We start from the raw sequence: 17,613 nt of genomic DNA on the forward strand, positions 1-17,613 counted from the left end.
TTTAACGTTCTGTGAGTATTTATAAAAAGACAGATATTGATGACCCATCTTTCTCGTTTTTAAATAAAATAAAACGAAGTATGTGGTTCTTTTGTTGGATTGTTTTTTTTAGGTTTTCTCCTATTCCATTATTTAAGTGGAGAGTGTTATTACTAAGGTTATTTGGTTCTGATATAGATATTTCAGCCCGTGTTTATCCGTCAGTAAAAATCTGGTGCCCCGCCAATCTAATTATAGGTAAGAAATCTACGATTGGTCCATATTCTCATATTTATAATCAAGGTAGAATTACTCTAGAAGATAGAGTGATCTTAAGCCAAGGTTCTTATTTGTGTGCCAGTACGCATGATTACAATGACCCTATACACCCTTTGATACTTGCCCCGATTATAGTGAAAGATAATGTGTGGGTATGTGCAGATGCTTTTATAGGTCCCAATGTTGTTTTAGGCCAAGGCTCGGTTATAGGTGCCCGTGCTGTAGTTACTAAAAATACTGAAGATTGGTTTGTTTATGCTGGCAACCCTGCCCAAAAGTTAAAAGCACGTAAGAGGTTTGTAAATGATTGATCTCACAGTAATCGTGCTCACATTCAATGAAGAATTGCACATACAAAGATGCCTCAATTCCGTTAATAACCTAGATTGTAGGTATCTTATTGTTGACTCTTTTTCTGATGACTCTACATGTGAAATTGCAAAAAACTTGGGTGCAGACGTAGTTCAAAATCCATTTGTTACTCAGGCCCAGCAATTTCAATGGGCAATGGACAATTGTGATGTTAATTCTGAATGGGTTCTTAGGCTTGATGCAGATGAGACTATTGATGAAGAATTAATAGCGAACATAAAAGAGTTTATATCTACAAATTCTACAGATATTAACGGAGCTGTTTTTCATAGAAAGCATATTTTTATGGGTAAATGGGTTAAGCATGGAGGGCGCTATCCATTGCCTATGTTACGCCTTTTTCGGAATGGAAAGGCACATGTAGAACAGCGCTGGATGGATGAGCATATTGTATTGGATGATGGGGCAAGCAAATTTTTGTCAGGGGGATTTGTAGATAATAATTTAAATTCAGTTGGTTGGTTTATCGATAAGCATAATAAATATGCGAATCGTGAAATGGTCGATATTATGAAAAAGCGATTATATCCTGACTCTGATCCTTTAATTACTGAATCAACTGGTTTCTCTATTAAATTCAAGCGCTTCTTAAAGCAATCCTTGTACATGAAGCTTCCTTATTTTGCCCGACCAATTTTATATTTCCTATATCGCTATCTCTTACAGTTAGGTTTCTTAGATGGAGCTCGCGGTTTTGCTTATCACTTTATGCAAGGTCTTTGGTATAGATCTCTCGTTGATTTGAAGTGCTTAGAAGTTGAAAGGGAATGGAAGCATGTTCAGACGAAGGAAGAAAAGCTTATCATTCTTGAGAGGATGTCAGGTTATAAGCTAGGAGAGCATTTATGAAGGTTCTCATTTATAGCCTCAATTACAAACCTGAACTTACAGGTATAGGCAAATATAACGGTGATTTAGCTCAATATCTTGTGGATAAGAAAGCTAATGTTACTGTGATGACTGCACCGCCTTATTATCCTGAATGGAAGGTGCATGAAGGTTTTTCTAATAAGTTTAGTGCTGTTAATGACTCAGGGGTTCAGGTTCTTCGTTCGCCTTTGTATGTCCCTAAAAGTGTTTCCACGCTAAAAAGACTCTTGCACTTATCCAGTTTCGCCCTTAGTTCAGGTATGAGACTGTTAAGTAATCTGAGGTTGAAACCTCATGTTGTTTTTCTTGTGCAGCCTACCCTTTTTTGCGCTCCTATTACTTTACTCTACTGTAAGTTAACAGGGGCTTTGTCTGTGATGCATATCCAAGATTTTGAAGTAGATGCGATGTTTGGTTTGGGGATGGGGAAACAGGGGCTGTTTCAGCGCGTTGCTCGTTATGTAGAATCTTGGTTACTCCAGCGTTTTGATGTAGTCTCATCGATTTCATTTAGCATGCTCGAAAATGCTCGTTCTAAAGGTGTAGAAGAGCAAAAATTACTTTTCTTCCCTAACTGGAGCGATACGGAATTTATAACTCCTGAAGTAGATGGATCATCAATTAGAAATGATTGGGGGTATTTTCAGGATGACAAAGTAATTTTGTATTCAGGAAATATTGGGCAGAAGCAGGGGTTGGAGGTTGTTTTAGACGCTGCGAAGCATTTTCAATCAGACCCTAAAGTTAAGTTTCTTATCATCGGAAGTGGTGCTTATGCCGATACACTCAAAATGATGGCTTCTAATATGGGGTTACAAAATCTACAGTTTAAACCTTTGCAGCCTTGGGAGGACATTCCGGCTATCCTCTCCATGGCAGATGTTCATTTAGTAGTACAAAAGAAAGGGGCTGCTGATGCAGTTTTACCTTCTAAATTAACGAACATTCTTTCTGTTGGTGGGCACGCACTTGTTACAGCCGAACTTCATACGGAATTGGGTAAGATCTCTGAAAAGTATCGAAATATCTACACGCTTGTTGAGCCAGAGAACTCAAAGGCTTTTATTAATGCTCTGGTACAACTTATTACCTTAGATACGCGCATTCCCAATCTAACAGCACGCAAGTATGCTATCGATAATCTAAATAAAGATCAGGTAATTGATCGATTTATATCTGATCTCTATTTGCACTTAGAAAAGAATTCTGAAAAATTAGGAAATATACATGCAAAGTAAAAAAGTTGCTCTCATCACCGGTGTTACCGGTCAGGATGGCTCATATTTAGCCGAGTTTTTATTGGAGAAAGGCTATGAAGTTCACGGTATTAAACGTCGTGCATCATCCTTTAATACTGAGCGTGTAGACCACATCTATAAAGATCCACATGAAGAGAATGTTAATTTTCATCTCCATTATGGTGATCTGACTGATACTTCGAACCTTACACGTATTATCCAGCAGATCCAACCTGATGAGGTGTATAATTTAGGTGCACAGTCTCACGTAGCAGTATCTTTCGAGGCACCTGAATATACTGCAGATGTAGATGCTATTGGTACACTGCGTTTGCTTGAGGCTATCCGTTTCTTGGGATTGGAAAAGAAAACTCGTTTCTATCAGGCTTCTACATCTGAACTTTATGGGGAAGTGCAGGAGATTCCGCAAAAAGAAACAACGCCTTTCTATCCTCGCTCTCCTTATGCCGCAGCAAAACTATACGCTTATTGGATTACGGTTAATTATCGTGAATCTTATGGTATGTACGCCTGTAATGGTATTTTGTTTAACCATGAATCTCCTCGTCGTGGTGAGACTTTTGTTACGCGTAAAATCACTCGTGCAATTGCCAATATTTCTCAAGGTGTAGAGAAGTGCTTATATCTTGGGAATATGGATGCCCTTCGCGACTGGGGGCATGCAAAAGATTACGTGCGTATGCAGTGGATGATGTTGCAGCAAGATGAAGCTGAAGATTTTGTAATTGCTACCGGTAAGCAGATATCTGTTCGTGAATTTGTTCGAATGTCAGCTGCAGAACTAGGTGTGACGCTTGAATTTAAAGGTGAAGGTGTTGATGAATACGCAGAGATTGTAGCTATTGATGGTGACAATGCCCCAGCACTTTCTGTTGGTGATGTAATTGTGCGCGTAGATCCTAAGTATTTCCGTCCTGCTGAAGTTGAGACTTTGTTAGGTGATCCATCTAAAGCTAAAGCTAAGTTAGGTTGGGTACCTGAGATTACAGTTGAAGAGATGTGTTCTGAAATGGTTCAGAATGATCTTGTCCAGGCGAAACAGCATGCTTTGTTGAAAGAGCATGGTTATGACGTGAATGTTTCACTAGAAAGATAAGGCTGTTTCTGTGGGTGGCCAAGCGTTACACAGTGCGTTATGCCTATTCTGGAATGAAAAGTTACTCCGATGTGTCCACTGTTTTGAGTGGATTATGCTGCTGGTAGGTCGCTACTCCAACAGTGGATGCATAATGGGGAAGTTGGATTTAGTTTATGAATATATTTATTGCAGGCCACCGAGGCATGGTGGGTTCAGCTATTTATCGAAAGTTGGCGGCTCAGCCAGACGTAAAAGTGATTACAGCCGGGAGGGATCAGTTAGATCTCACATCTCAAGCACAAGTAGCAGATTTCTTTGCTAGAAATCAAATAGATCAAGTCTATCTAGCTGCAGCAAAGGTAGGTGGTATTCATGCCAATAATGAATACCCAGCTGAATTTATATACGAAAACCTGATGATAGAAAGCAATATTATTCATTCTGCCTATAAAACAGGTGTAAAGAAGCTGCTCTTCTTAGGTTCTTCTTGTATATACCCTAAGTTGGCTGAGCAGCCAATGAAAGAGTCTGCTTTATTGACAGGGACCTTAGAGCCGACCAATGAGCCTTATGCGATTGCTAAAATTGCGGGTATTAAATTGTGTGAATCATATAATCGTCAGTATGGGGTGGATTACCGTAGTGTAATGCCTACCAATTTGTACGGTGAAAATGATAATTTTCACCCGGAAAACTCCCATGTGATTCCTGCATTAATGCGCCGCTTTCATGAGGCAAAATTAGCCTCTTCTAAAGAGGTGGTCGTCTGGGGTTCTGGCAAGCCAATGCGTGAGTTTTTACACGTAGATGATATGGCTGCTGCGAGTATTTTCGTGATGAATGCAGATAAGTCTGTGTACGATAATTGCACTGAAACAATGCTTTCACATATCAATGTCGGTACAGGTGTTGATTGCACTATTGCTGAACTTGCATTGACGATGGCTGAGGTGGTTGGATTTGAAGGTGACGTTGTGTTTGATGCGACTAAACCGGATGGAACTCCGCGTAAGCTAATGAATGTTTCTACACTTGAACAGTTAGGCTGGAAATATTCAATTTCTTTGAAAGAGGGATTGGAAATGACTTATGACTGGTTCCTTGAGCATCAGGAAGATTTTCGAGGCTAGGTTATTAGGGAGCGCAATCAGACTCTGATTTATGTTTTGACGTATCACTCAGAGGCTGAGCTCCTACATCCTACACTGTGGGTTTATGCAGCATTTTCTCAATTTTAGCTAATGCTGTAATTACGATGGACCATGTATGACAGAATCTTTTCTTGATAATGACACCTTTCGAACAATAGTCGATTCAACACCGCTAGTTTCTATTGATTTAGTGATTCGTAATTCCGAGGGCAGAGTTCTTCTTGGTAGGCGTATTAATCGACCAGCTAAGGGGGATTGGTTTGTTCCTGGGGGGAGAATTTTAAAGAATGAATCTGTGGATGTTGCTTTTGAACGCTTGGTTTTAAATGAACTCAATATTCAGGTTCAATTCTCAGATGCCACTTACATAGGCCTTTATGATCATTTTTACCCTGATAGTATCTGGGGGGATGGTGTAAGCACACACTATCTGGTTAATGCGTTCGAATTTAAAGTTGATCGGGTTTTGTCGTTGCCAGATCAACAGCATAATGACTACCGTTGGTTTAGTGTTGAAGAGCTACTTAGCTCTTCTGAGGTGCATGAGCACACTAAATGGTATTTTACCGAAGGAAAAGGTTATTCATGATTACTCCTGTAATTTTATCTGGCGGCTCGGGGACTAGGTTGTGGCCGCTTTCAAGGAAAATGTATCCAAAGCAGTTTTTACCTCTTACATCAGACAAAACGATGCTACAGGAGACAGTTGCGCGCTTATCAGGTTTAGGTACGGATGAGTTGCAAGTTATCTGTAATGAGGAACATCGCTTTTTGGTTGCGGAGCAGTTACGTCAGGTTGATAACAGAGGGGAAATTATTCTTGAACCTGTGGGGCGTAATACTGCTCCAGCCATAGCATTGTCAGCTATAGCGCTTAATAAAGCAGGTAAAGGTGATTCGGTTATGCTGGTTTTGGCTGCGGATCATGTTATTGAGAATGTTGATGCTTTTCAGCAGTCGGTTAATATCGCGCTGCCTTTAGCGGAACAGGGGCGTTTGGTGACGTTCGGTATCGTTCCAACTGAACCTGCGACGGGCTACGGTTATATTAAAGGAACGGATGATGGGGCTCAGGAATATATGCCTGTTGAAGCCTTTGTTGAGAAACCTGACCTTGAAACTGCTACTGCTTATCTTAGAAGTGGTGAATACTTTTGGAATAGCGGTATGTTTATGTTCCGCGCGGATCGCTACCTCGAAGAGTTAAAAGAACATCGCCCTGATATATTGGCAGCCTGCGAAGGAGCTATGTCGCATACTGCAGAAGATCTGGATTTTCTTCGTGTGGATAAGGAGAAGTTCGCAGCTTGTCCTGATGACTCCATAGATTATGCCGTGATGGAAAAGACTGATTGTGCTGTAGTTGTACCAATGGATGCTGGCTGGAGTGATGTGGGTAGTTGGTCTGCACTTTGGGATGTTAATGACAAAGATCAATTTGGCAATGTCTCTACTGGTGATGTGATTCTGGAATCTACCCAATCGAGTTATGTTTATAGTGAGGATCGATTGGTATCTACGCTAGGTGTGGATAATTTAGTTATTGTGGATACTAAAGATGCCCTCTTAGTAGCTAATAAAAATCGGGTTCAGGATGTAAAAAGCATTGTTGCCCAAGTTAAAGAGCAGGGGCGAACTGAACACCTCCAGCATAGAGAAGTTTACCGTCCATGGGGTAAATATGATTCAATCGATAATGGTGAAAGGTATCAGGTAAAGCATATTACGGTTGATCCAGGCGCGAAGTTGTCTCTTCAAATGCATCATCATCGCGCAGAGCACTGGATTGTGGTGAAAGGTACGGCAGAAGTACGTTGTGGTGATGAAATAAAACTGCTTTCCGAAAATGAATCAACATACATTCCCTTAGGAGAGCTTCATCAACTCTATAATCCAGGCAAGGTACCGCTTGAGATCATAGAGGTGCAATCTGGCTCCTATTTAGGCGAAGACGATATTGTTCGGTTTGAAGACCAATATGGGAGAGCCAAATAGTGGCTGTTTTGGTAACGGGTGGAGCAGGTTATATAGGTACACACACCGTTGTTCAATTGATTGAGCAAGGTGAAAAGGTAATCGTTTTAGATAACTTATGTAACAGTAGCCGGGATGTTTTCAGTCGAATTGAAAAAATCTGCGGTGTTTTGCCTACCTTTATCGAAGGCGATATTCGTAATCGAGAATGTTTGGATAAAATTTTTTCTGCCTCTTCTATCGATTCAGTTATTCATTTCGCGGGTCTTAAAGCCGTAGGTGAGAGCTCTCAAATCCCTTTAGATTACTACCAGAATAATGTTTGTGGGACGCTTATTCTGTGTGAGGCTATGGCCGCAGCAGGAGTTAAGAAATTGATATTCAGTTCATCTGCCACTGTATATGGTGAAGATGCTCCTGTGCCTTACGAAGAGAATATGCCTAGAGGTAAAACGTCCAACCCTTATGGTGCATCGAAGGCGATGGTTGAACAGGTTTTAACTGATCTGTGTGCTTCCGATCCTGAATGGTCTGTTGCTTTGCTGCGTTACTTTAATCCAATTGGTGCTCACCCCACTGGTTTGATTGGGGAGGACCCAAAGGGGATCCCTAATAATTTAATGCCTTTTATTAGTCAGGTCGCTGTTGGTAAACGTAAAGAACTATCTATCTTTGGTGATGATTATCCTACGGAGGATGGAACGTGTGAACGTGATTATCTGCATGTGATGGATCTTGCTGATGGTCATGTGAGTGCGCTTTCTTCATTAGATGAGAATGGCGTTCATATCTACAACCTAGGAACAGGTAATGGGCTTTCTGTGCTTGAGATGGTTAAGACTTTTATGCGTATTACCGGTGTAGATGTTCCATATACTTTTGCGGATAGGCGAGAGGGAGATTTACCCGCGTTTTGGGCTGACGCCTCTAAGGCTGAAAAGGAGTTGGGCTGGAGAGCTACGCGTACGCTAGATGACATGATGGAAGATACATGGCGTTGGCAGTCTAACAATCCTAATGGGTATGAAGGGTAAGCTTCATTTGGAAGGAGAAGTCACCTCAGAGTGATTTGTAGGTATTGTAGGAAGTCACCCTTTTGCGTGAGAAACGAGGTTTTTTCAGTTAGCAGTTTGTCATTCGTTCATAGATTAACTTCTGCTGGGGTAGATTGATCAGCTGATCACGGCTAATAATCAACAGGGAGGTTGAAATGGCTAAGATTATTCATCATGGAGCGGTTAATGGTGTGACTGGGTCATGCCATCAGTTGTTTGTTGATAAGGATCATTCGGTTCTTATTGATTGCGGGATGTTTCAGGGGGCTGAGGCTGCCAATCTTGAGCAAGGTTCTCTTGCGATTAATTTTTCTTTATCCAATATAGTCGGGCTTGTAGTTACTCACTGTCATATCGATCATGTGGGGCGTATACCTTATCTGCTTGCTGCAGGGTTTAATAAGCCAATTTATGCGACTGAAGCGACTGCCCAATTGTTACCGTTGGTGATTGAAGATGCTATCAAAGTGGGTATCAGTCGTGATAGTGATCTTATTGCTAAGGTGATAGGTCGGTTGCGATCTCTATTGCGACCGTTTCCTTATGATGGATGGTTTATTATTCCTACCGAAGAAACTGAGATTAAATGCCGTTTTCGTATGGCGGGCCATATATTGGGTTCGGCTTATGTTGAGTTTCAGTTGCCTGATGAGAGGGTGACTTTTTCAGGTGATCTCGGTGCTCCTTATTCACCTTTGTTAGCAGCCCCGAAGTCACCTTATCGATCTGATTGCTTAGTGATTGAAAGCACTTATGGGGATAAAAACCATCAGGGTCGCAAAGAGCGGCGTTTAGAGCTTAAGCGAGTGCTTGAACGTTGTTTGTCGAATGCAGGTACAGTATTAATCCCTGCGTTTAGTATCGGTCGGACCCAAGAGTTACTTTATGAAATCGAGGAGATTATCTATAAGGGTTCTGCTGATTGGAAGAATTTGGATGTGATTGTGGATTCTCCTTTGGCGGCTGAATTCACCAAGCATTATCGTTCACTGAAAACTCTTTGGGATAAAGAAGCTAGTCGTAAGGTATCTCAAGGTCGACACCCTCTGGCTTTTGAACAGTTGATTACCATTGATAGTCATGATGATCATCAGCGATTAGTTAATCATCTTAGGCAATCAGGTAGGCCAGCGATCGTTATTGCTGCAAGCGGTATGTGTGCTGGAGGGAGGATTGTTAATTACCTTAAGGCATTGTTGGGTGATCCTAAAACAGATGTTTTGTTTGTGGGTTATCAAGCGCAAGGTACGGCAGGTAGGGGTATCCAGAAATATGGCCCGAGAGGAGGGTATGTTTATCTTGATGAGGACAAGATAGATATTAAAGCTGGTGTTTATACGATTAGTGGATATTCAGCGCATGCGGATCAGAAGGATTTGGTTAATTTTGTAAAGCGTATGCGTTTCATGCCAAAAGAAATACGGATTGTGCATGGTGATGCTGAAGCTAAACAGGCTTTGAGGATGAAGCTGCAAGCGTTGGTACTTGAATCTAAGGTCTGGGTTCCTAAAGGATAGCTTTTTAGGGGGGGCAGTGTTCGATGTTTGATTTATTCTTTTGTTGTGATAGCTCTCGGGGAGAGTTCCTACAGGGGGGGGCTAGTAGGAGGCTTCCTTTTATGGCCTTAGGTTATTAGTGCTAGTAATTGAGATTGTAGGAAGCCGCCCTGCGTGGAAATTTGTTTCTCTTCAGGAGGCCTAAGGGCCAGTCGCTCACGGGGTGGGCTCCTACAAGGGTCTTTTTCCTAAAATGTAGGAATTATGCCCAGAAACGGCTTACTTCAGAGCATACGATGAAGTGAGGGTTTAGCAATGTATCTTTGCGCGTGTTGTAGATGAGCGGTTTCATATCTTGAGTGCTAAGTACTTGTCCGCCTGCTGCTAACACGACAGCGTGAGCGGCTGCGGTATCCCATTCACTGGTTAGGCCTAAGCGAGGGTATAGATCGGCTTTACCTTCAGCAACCAGGCACAATTTTAGGGAGCTGCCCATAGCGATAATGTCTGCTTCTGGAAGCTTCTCCATGAAGGTTTTGAACTCTTCAGATTGGTGAGAACGACTACCTACAACCTTCCAGCCTGTGTTTACTGAAGGGGCAGCCTTAACAGTGATAGGCGCGGGGTCTGTTGATCCTTCTTGTTTAAAAGCGCCTTCGCCTTCAGCTCCCCAGTACAAAGCGTCAATAGCTGGTGCGTAAACGACGCCAAATACAGGCTGACCAGATACGACAAGCGCAACATTGATCGTGAATTCACCGTTTTTCTTGATGAATTCTTTGGTGCCATCCAGAGGGTCAATTAGCCAGTAAGTATCCCAGCTAAAACGATCTGTTTGTTCGTTGGCGTTTGATTCTTCTGATAATACGGGAATTTCTGGTGTTAGTGCGTTTAAACCTTCAACTAGAATCGTATGTGCCGCTAAATCTGCTTCAGTTAGAGGGCTGCTGTCAGATTTGTCATAAATAGCAAAATCTTTTTTATAAATTTCCATCACCGCTTGTCCTGCTTTGCGGGATAACTCATTTATAGGTTGTGCATATTGTTCTAGGTTGTTCATTAGTCTTCCTTGCTAAAAATTCCAGATAAGAGGGATTAGTGTTATGCAGCATATGGCTGTGATAAAACTCATCGGTAGGCCAATTTTTAAATAGTCTTTGCTGTGGTAGCCGCCAGGGCCCATGACCATAAGGTTTGTCTGATAGCCAATAGGGGTAATAAAGCTTGCCGAGGCTGCGAACATAATTGCGATCACAAACGGCAAATAGTTAACCCCTAATTGCTCTGCTACTGATATTGCTATAGGAAACATCAGAATGGCTGCAGCATTGTTTGTGATTAGCTCAGTAAATATGACTGTTAGTAGGTATAGAAGTGCTAACACTATCCATGGGGATAAATCGTTACTAAATAGTAGGCTGCTGGCGATTGCGTCGGCTGCACCTGTTTTTGTCATAGCTGCGCCAAGTGAGAATGAAGCAGCTATGACGGTTATAACCGTAAAATCGATATTCCTTCGGGCTTTGATGATCGAAACGCATTGGGTTGCAACCATAGCCCCAGCTGCCAAGAAAGCACTTTCTAGAATACTTAGGAGACCACTGGCGCTTAAAAAAATCATAGCCATCAGGATCAGAAGTGCGGTTGGCGCTTTATTAAATACTGGCGGCGTTGAGTCGTTGATTGCACTGACTAATAAAAAGTCTCTTCGGGAACGGTACTGGCCAATAAAGTCTTGGCTTGTTTCCAGCAGAAGAGTATCGCCCACTTGTAGGCGGATATCGCCAATTTTTCCATCAATACGTTGGCCGTTTCTGGATACAGACAAAATGGCTGCCTGGAAACGAGTTCGGAAGCGAGAATCTTTAATTGATTGGTCTAAGCCAGCAAACTCTGGGCCGATAACGGCTTCTACTAAGCATCGTTCATGATGGGTAATCTGAAGCATTTCCACATCGCCATTTGCTGGGATGAGTCCTCGGAAATGGCGAATTTCTCGGGCACACTCGGGAGCGCCTACAAAGACAAGCTCGTCCCCTGCAAGAAGTTCGGTATCTGGAGATACGGCAGTAATGATGCGGGATTGTCTATAGATTTCAACTAAGTAGCCATAGGTTAAATTTCGTAAACCGGCTTCTTCTATTGTTTGGTTTGCCAGAGGACTATTTTCTTCAACAATTACATTCACGCTGTATTCGCGTACTAGATCTAATTGTTCAACGGCACCTTGGCGATTTGGAAGTAATTTATCACCAATAAGGTAGAGGAACCCTCCGCCTAGAATGACAAGTGGTAATCCTACCCAAGTTAGGGAAAACATACTTAATGAGTGGTCTTTGGTGGATTGTAATAGACCATCAATTACTAGGTTTGTGCTGGTACCTATAAGAGTACATGTACCTCCCAGAATTGCCGCATAACTTAATGGTAGAAGCAATTTTGAGGCAGAGATCCCTTTTCGCTTTGACCAGTCTTGGATTGACGGGATAAACATCGCGACTACGGCCGTGTTGTTCATAAAAGCACTGAGAATGGATGAGGGTATAAATACCTTCAGCGTAGCCTTGGGTATGGTTTTGGGATTGCCAAGTATTCGACCAGCTATCCACTGAATAGCACCTGTTTCTTTTAGGCCTGCGGCTACAACATATAAGACCGCAATCGTCATTACCCCAGGATTTGCGAAGCCGTACAGAGCTTCTTCCGGCGTTAAAATGCCAGTAATAATTAAGAAGCATAATGCAGCCATAAGGATGATGTCTGATGCTAAGCGTGTACCAACAAGTGCGCCTAATACCAGAATCACCGTCGCGATTGTTAGGTAAGCTTCATACTCCATTATGCTGAGATTCTACCCGGATATTCGTGTGGAGATGTTGATGTGCATTTGGGGACATAAATAGTTTTATATCTGCCTTGATAGACTATCTTGTTATACGTACCATTACAACTGATTAAAACTTGAGCTTGCGCTATGAGTGGCAAAGATCGATCTTCAAAAACAGCTGAGATGTTGCGAAAAAAAGCTGTCTTGATGAGGTTGCAAAAGCAGACGCTAGAGCAAATTTATACAGAGACAGGTCTTAGCCATCCTACCATTATTTCGGCCTATAAAAAATTCTTAGAGGGCGGTTGGAAGGCCGTTTTATCAAAAGATAGTGGTAGACCTATAGGTATTAAAGGTCTGAAAAATCATACTGTTGATGAAGCGTTTCATTCTCTGTTGTCACAGCCCTTTTTTGAGGAAGAGCTTGGTGGGAAAAAAGAGTATTGGAATACAGAAAAAGTAAAAAAGTGGTTTGATAAATCTTTAAAAGAACCGTTGTCTTTAAAGTCTGTGCGTAGATACCTTAGCGAGTTTGGCCTTGTTGAAGAAGACAAAATAGAAGTATCTCGAGAGTCGGTTGTAACTCGGTCTTCTTTTTCTAAAAGGGTGCCAATTTTTGTTACAGGTCTGCGCGATATTGTTGTCGAGGGTAAGCGTTATTATCAGCTGTACTTAACTGATCTCCGTAACAGTAGTCAGTGGGTTCATTATTCGTTTAAACCTACAACGACAGAATTGATTGAATTTTTGGAGCAGCTTCTAGGTTTGGTAAAGCAGGCAGTAGTAATTAGTCGCTTTCCGTTTATAGAGAAGCATGACGAGTTTCGTGAGTGGTATGAGACGCGAAATAAGCAGATAGAATTTATTCCCTATGAGCAAGTTGTTTATCGAGAAGATAGGATGCTGATGGGGTTAGGGACTTTAAATGTTAAAAAGAGCGAAGCTTGTATTAAAGACTCGTTTTCAGGAGAAAATATGCCATTAACACATTTACAACGTCTGGAGGCTGAAAGCATTCAGATAATGAGGGAAGTTGTCGCAGAGACCGAAAATCCTGTGATGTTGTATTCGATAGGGAAAGATAGTGCTGTGATGTTGCATATAGCGATGAAAGCTTTTTACCCATCGCTTCCTCCATTCCCTCTGTTGCATGTCGATACGACTTGGAAGTTTCAGGACATGTACGCATTCAGGGATAAAATGGTTAAAGATCTTGGTTTGGAGTTGCTGACTTATACAAACCCAGAGGGCTTAGAGAAGGGGATTAACCCTTTTACCCACGGTTCTGCTATCCATACCGATATTATGAAAACTGAAGCCTTAAAACAGGCTTTGGATAAGCATGGTTTTGATGCTGCCTTTGGTGGTGCCCGCCGAGATGAGGAAAAATCTCGTGCGAAAGAGCGGATTTTCTCTTTCCGTACAGGAGATCACCGTTGGGACCCCAAAAACCAGCGACCTGAGATATGGAAGCAATATAACGCCAAGAAACATAAGGGCGAGTCTATCCGAGTCTTTCCAATTTCTAACTGGACCGAGTTAGATATTTGGCAATACATTCATCTGGAAGGGATTCCTATTGTGCCGTTGTATTATTCTGCTGAGCGACCTGTGGTTGAGCGTGATGGATCTCTTATTATGGTTGATGATGAGCGTATGCCATTGAATGAAGGCGAGGTACCAATGATGAAGCATGTGCGCTTTAGGACATTGGGTTGTTATCCGCTAACGGGAGCTGTTGAGTCTAGAGCAACAACTTTGCCTGAAATTATTCAGGAGATGTTATTGACCAAAACCTCTGAAAGGCAGGGGCGAGTAATTGATCATGATTCTGCTGCGTCTATGGAAAAGAAAAAGCAAGAGGGATACTTCTAATGGCACATGTATCAGACCTAATTGAGAGTGACATTTCTCAGTATCTCAAAGAGCATGAGCATAAAAGTCTTTTGCGCTTTATTACTTGCGGTAGCGTTGATGATGGCAAAAGCACGTTAATCGGTCGCTTGTTATATGAATCTAAAATGCTCTTTGAAGACCAGTTGGCTGCGGTCGAATCTGATTCGAAAAAGTACGGCACACAAGGAGAGTCTATCGACTTTGCGCTATTGGTTGATGGGTTAGCAGCGGAGCGAGAGCAGGGAATTACTATCGATGTTGCTTATCGATTTTTCTCTACTGATCAGCGTAAATTTATTGTTGCTGACACTCCCGGTCACGAACAATATACCCGTAATATGGTAACCGGCGCATCAACAGCTGATGTCGCAATTGTTATGGTGGATGCGCGTAAGGGAGTACTTACGCAAACTCGTCGTCATAGTTATTTAGTTTCTTTGATTGGTATTCGACACATTGTTGTTGCTATCAATAAAATGGATTTGGTTGAGTATTCTCAATCTGTTTTTCAAAAGATTGTTGAAGAGTATCAGTCGTTTGCAAAAGAAGTAGGTATCGATAAAGTCACTTTTATCCCTATGTCGGCTTTCAAGGGGGATAACGTTACTGCACCAAGTAAGAATATGGAGTGGTATCGAGGCACTACGTTAATGGGCTATCTTGAATCTGTTGAAGTGGATATTGAGAGGGCCGAACGAGCACCATTTAGAATGGCTGTGCAGTGGGTTAATCGACCTAATTTGGATTTCCGTGGCTTTTCGGGGCAGATCTCAAGTGGTGTGGTCCATCCAGGGGATAAAATCCGAGTGCTGCCTTCGGGTAATGAAAGCAAAATCTCTAAGATAGTTACTCTGGATGGTGATCTAGATCGTGCGGTAGCTGGCCAGTCTGTCACGCTAACACTTGAAGATGAAGTGGACATCTCGCGAGGTGATCTGCTAGTTGAGTCTGCAAATCCTGCTTCTGTGGCTAAGCAATTTGAAACGGTAATTGTTTGGATGAATGAAGAGCCTTTACTGGCTGGGCGTACTTATCTGATTAAGGCTGGGACGCAAACCTGTTCGGCAACCATTACTGATATCAAATATCAGGTGAATGTGAATACGTTAGAGCATACCGCTGCAAAAGGACTGGAGCTTAACGCTATTGGTGTGTGTGCGATCAGTTTGGATCGTGATATCGCATTTGATCCTTACAAAGAGAACCAAGATACCGGTAGTTTTATCCTCATTGATCGTCTGAGCAATGGTACCGTGGGGGCGGGGATGATTAATTTTGCCCTGCGTCGAAGTCATAATATTACCATGCAGCATGTCGATGTTGATAAGGCAGGACGTGCGGATCTGAAGCATCAAAAACCTTGTATATTGTGGTTGACCGGTCTGTCAGGATCGGGCAAATCCACTATTGCTAATCTGGTAGAGCAAAAACTCTTTGCTATGGGACGACATACCTACCTGTTAGATGGTGATAATGTGCGTCATGGCTTAAATAAAGATCTTGGTTTTACTGATGGTGATAGAGTAGAAAATATTCGTCGTATCGCAGAAGTTTCAAGCTTAATGCTTGATGCGGGTTTGATTGTCTTGACTGCATTCATATCGCCATTCAGTTCTGAGCGCCGAATGGCTCGCGAATTAGTTGGTGAGGGTGAGTTTATTGAGGTCTTCATCAATACACCGCTTGATGTGGCTGAGCAACGCGATGTGAAAGGGCTTTATAAAAAAGCGAGAAAGGGTGAACTTAAAAATTTCACTGGTATTGATTCTCCATATGAAGCACCAGAGAATCCAGAGTGTGATCTACGTACTGCAGGTTACAGCGCGGATGAGTGTGCAGATCAAGTAGTGCAATATCTCAAAGATAATGGTTATCTGGGCTAGAGGTATTCAGATTAACTAGAGCTCTCTTTCCTCATAGCTATTTCTTAGTTGTTCGGAATGAGGGCTTTTTTATTGGTGTTTTTATTCTAATAGGTTTTAGATGTATTAATGTGAGCTTTTTGTTTTAACTTTGTCTTTGTTAAAGCTCGGTTGGTATATGAAGCGGGAGATTGCTCCCATTGGGGGGGAATTGAAGCTTATAAAGGGAAAGGGTACCGACATCCTTGTCGGCTCCTTATCTTCCCTGATCAGAATGCAGAGGCCTTCATCCCTGAAGGCTAAGGCCTTCCCTGACCTCTCTGCTGTTAAAGATATTAAGTTTATCGGTCGAGTAAATATATAGGAAATATTCCTAATTTTTTTGTTGGGTGGTTGTAACCCCTTTGATTGAAGGCCGTGACGGTTAAAGTGTTACTTGTCTAATAGGTCTTTGCGTCTTTAAGTTTCGGTCGATACAATTCGGGAAATTCTTAACCAATTGATAGGTTTAGTTGTGCGAAGCCCTCTTCTTTTTTTACTGCTTTTATTATCTACATCTGTATCTGCTGTCGAGTATTTGGTTGTGACAAATGACAGCGTCAGAGTTCGTGCACAACCCGGTTTAAACGGTCGTAGTATGCTGATGCTTAATAAGGGGCATTTAGTTATCAAAATGGAAGAGCAAGGTGAGTGGACGCGTATCTATTTCACAGGGAAAGAGGAAAAAACCGGAAAAACAGAAGGTTGGATGCATAGCTCATTTTTAAAAGAAGAAAACAAGCTGCAGCAGCAGGCAGTACCTGAAAAGTTAAAACTAGAGGTAATAGCTGCTGAGTTAACCTGCGAAAAGATTATTGGTGCCGAAATAATTCAGGGTTGTGATCTGCATTTTCAGTATGAGTTACTTCAAAGCGCCGACCTTAAATCAATTAAGGTTGGTTGTAGTGCTGAGTTGGTGGCTAGAGCGCGGAGTGGGGATTTAATTCCTGTTCCAGTAAATCAAACGCTGGATCATTCAGTAGTCGAACAGTCTGATACTTACTCTATGCATATACTTATGAAGGCAGATGTGTCCTATGAGTTAGAGCAAGTGAATATAGAAGGTAGTCGGTGTCAGCTTGTGGGGTACCTATAGGATCAGGTTTTATTGTTTACAGCGTGGTTGCTCGCTTAGCTTATTTACGTGGAGATACTTCTTTCGCTGTTTTTAGTGTTATTTTAGTGAGTGCAAAGCATAGAAACATCGCAAAAATTACTCCGCTAGCATTTGCGAAAGCATCCCAGGCTGAAAAATGACGAAGGGGGCGTAGTATTTCCTGAAAATACTCTAAAGAATAGGATAATAGTAAGCACACGCTCCAATAGATTAAGTGTGGCGCTTGGTAAAGAGCGAACCTCCCAAGAAAAGAGACAACAAAGAATGCAATAAAGTGTCCTACTTTATCTGAGTCTTCAAATAATCTTTCTGGAGGGGTGCTTCTAAAAATGCCATATAAAAGCGCTGTGAGGGCTAGT

The 17,613-nt window shown here is 42.0% G+C and carries 14 protein-coding genes; 12 read left to right on the plus strand and 2 right to left on the minus strand.

Annotation, left to right across the window (positions count from 1 at the left end; translation table 11 throughout):
* The first annotated feature begins 11 nt into the window (after window positions 1-11).
* The 9 genes from ACMXYX_RS03370 (at window position 12) to ACMXYX_RS03410 (ending at window position 9,534) form a co-directional block, all read left to right on the plus strand.
* Entirely contained in the window at window positions 12-569 is a 558-nt protein-coding gene (locus ACMXYX_RS03370; RefSeq protein ID WP_415906481.1) for a hypothetical protein, read from the plus strand.
* Window positions 562-1,479, plus strand: a complete 918-nt coding sequence (locus ACMXYX_RS03375; RefSeq protein WP_415906482.1) for a glycosyltransferase family 2 protein — start codon at window positions 562-564, stop codon at window positions 1,477-1,479. The genes ACMXYX_RS03370 and ACMXYX_RS03375 overlap by 8 nt, the downstream gene beginning before the upstream one ends.
* A complete protein-coding gene (locus tag ACMXYX_RS03380; RefSeq protein WP_415906483.1) occupies window positions 1,476-2,738 on the plus strand; it encodes a WcaI family glycosyltransferase in 1,263 nt (420 codons plus the stop codon). Before ACMXYX_RS03375 ends, ACMXYX_RS03380 begins: the two co-directional genes overlap by 4 nt.
* On the plus strand, window positions 2,728-3,855 hold the full coding sequence (gene gmd / locus ACMXYX_RS03385; protein WP_415897579.1) for a GDP-mannose 4,6-dehydratase: 1,128 nt from the start codon (window positions 2,728-2,730) through the stop codon (window positions 3,853-3,855). The genes ACMXYX_RS03380 and gmd overlap by 11 nt, the downstream gene beginning before the upstream one ends.
* Window positions 3,856-4,010: 155 nt before the next feature.
* Window positions 4,011-4,967 (plus strand): GDP-L-fucose synthase, encoded by a 957-nt coding sequence (gene fcl, locus ACMXYX_RS03390; RefSeq protein ID WP_415897580.1) that lies wholly within the window; start codon window positions 4,011-4,013, stop codon window positions 4,965-4,967.
* A gap of 136 nt (window positions 4,968-5,103) precedes the next feature.
* Window positions 5,104-5,577, plus strand: a complete 474-nt coding sequence (locus ACMXYX_RS03395; protein WP_415897581.1) for a GDP-mannose mannosyl hydrolase — start codon at window positions 5,104-5,106, stop codon at window positions 5,575-5,577.
* The gene (locus ACMXYX_RS03400; RefSeq protein ID WP_415897582.1) at window positions 5,574-6,983 is read left to right on the plus strand and encodes a mannose-1-phosphate guanylyltransferase/mannose-6-phosphate isomerase; all 1,410 of its coding nucleotides are present in this window, start codon (window positions 5,574-5,576) and stop codon (window positions 6,981-6,983) included. The genes ACMXYX_RS03395 and ACMXYX_RS03400 overlap by 4 nt, the downstream gene beginning before the upstream one ends.
* Complete coding sequence (galE, locus tag ACMXYX_RS03405; RefSeq protein WP_415906484.1) at window positions 6,983-7,996, plus strand: UDP-glucose 4-epimerase GalE; 1,014 nt, start codon at window positions 6,983-6,985, stop codon at window positions 7,994-7,996. The genes ACMXYX_RS03400 and galE overlap by 1 nt, the downstream gene beginning before the upstream one ends.
* A gap of 176 nt (window positions 7,997-8,172) precedes the next feature.
* Window positions 8,173-9,534, plus strand: coding sequence for an MBL fold metallo-hydrolase (locus ACMXYX_RS03410; protein ID WP_415906485.1), 1,362 nt, complete (start codon window positions 8,173-8,175; stop codon window positions 9,532-9,534).
* A 241-nt stretch (window positions 9,535-9,775) separates the two neighbouring features.
* Here ACMXYX_RS03410 and cysQ read toward each other — a convergent pair whose 3' ends face one another.
* Complete coding sequence (cysQ, locus tag ACMXYX_RS03415; protein ID WP_415906486.1) at window positions 9,776-10,573, minus strand: 3'(2'),5'-bisphosphate nucleotidase CysQ; 798 nt, start codon at window positions 10,571-10,573, stop codon at window positions 9,776-9,778.
* A 12-nt stretch (window positions 10,574-10,585) separates the two neighbouring features.
* Complete coding sequence (locus tag ACMXYX_RS03420) at window positions 10,586-12,352, minus strand: SLC13 family permease (RefSeq protein WP_415906487.1); 1,767 nt, start codon at window positions 12,350-12,352, stop codon at window positions 10,586-10,588.
* 963 nt (window positions 12,353-13,315) lie between these two features.
* Here ACMXYX_RS03420 and cysD point away from each other — a divergent pair.
* From cysD to ACMXYX_RS03435, 3 genes are all read left to right on the plus strand, one after another.
* Window positions 13,316-14,215, plus strand: a complete 900-nt coding sequence (cysD, locus tag ACMXYX_RS03425) for a sulfate adenylyltransferase subunit CysD (protein ID WP_415894462.1) — start codon at window positions 13,316-13,318, stop codon at window positions 14,213-14,215.
* A complete protein-coding gene (gene cysN / locus ACMXYX_RS03430; RefSeq protein ID WP_415906488.1) occupies window positions 14,215-16,119 on the plus strand; it encodes a sulfate adenylyltransferase subunit CysN in 1,905 nt (634 codons plus the stop codon). Before cysD ends, cysN begins: the two co-directional genes overlap by 1 nt.
* 493 nt (window positions 16,120-16,612) lie before the next feature.
* The gene (locus ACMXYX_RS03435; protein ID WP_415906489.1) at window positions 16,613-17,233 is read left to right on the plus strand and encodes an SH3 domain-containing protein; all 621 of its coding nucleotides are present in this window, start codon (window positions 16,613-16,615) and stop codon (window positions 17,231-17,233) included.
* Window positions 17,234-17,613: the final 380 nt, after the last annotated feature.

The organism is Neptuniibacter sp. QD72_48 (assembly GCF_047778065.1).
GTDB lineage: Bacteria > Pseudomonadota > Gammaproteobacteria > Pseudomonadales > Balneatricaceae > Neptuniibacter.

Excerpts from the sequence above, each read along its gene's own strand:
- ACMXYX_RS03400 (WP_415897582.1), top strand. The coding sequence starts at position 5,574 with ATGATTACTCCTGTAATTTTATCTGGCGGCTCGGGGACTAGGTTGTGG.
- ACMXYX_RS03375 (WP_415906482.1), top strand. The coding sequence starts at position 562 with ATGATTGATCTCACAGTAATCGTGCTCACATTCAATGAAGAATTGCAC.
- gmd (WP_415897579.1), top strand. The coding sequence starts at position 2,728 with ATGCAAAGTAAAAAAGTTGCTCTCATCACCGGTGTTACCGGTCAGGAT.
- cysN (WP_415906488.1), top strand. The coding sequence starts at position 14,215 with ATGGCACATGTATCAGACCTAATTGAGAGTGACATTTCTCAGTATCTC.
- fcl (WP_415897580.1), top strand. The coding sequence starts at position 4,011 with ATGAATATATTTATTGCAGGCCACCGAGGCATGGTGGGTTCAGCTATT.
- ACMXYX_RS03395 (WP_415897581.1), top strand. The coding sequence starts at position 5,104 with ATGACAGAATCTTTTCTTGATAATGACACCTTTCGAACAATAGTCGAT.
- cysQ (WP_415906486.1), bottom strand. The coding sequence starts at position 10,573 with ATGAACAACCTAGAACAATATGCACAACCTATAAATGAGTTATCCCGC.
- cysD (WP_415894462.1), top strand. The coding sequence starts at position 13,316 with ATGCCATTAACACATTTACAACGTCTGGAGGCTGAAAGCATTCAGATA.
- ACMXYX_RS03410 (WP_415906485.1), top strand. The coding sequence starts at position 8,173 with ATGGCTAAGATTATTCATCATGGAGCGGTTAATGGTGTGACTGGGTCA.
- ACMXYX_RS03380 (WP_415906483.1), top strand. The coding sequence starts at position 1,476 with ATGAAGGTTCTCATTTATAGCCTCAATTACAAACCTGAACTTACAGGT.
- ACMXYX_RS03420 (WP_415906487.1), bottom strand. The coding sequence starts at position 12,352 with ATGGAGTATGAAGCTTACCTAACAATCGCGACGGTGATTCTGGTATTA.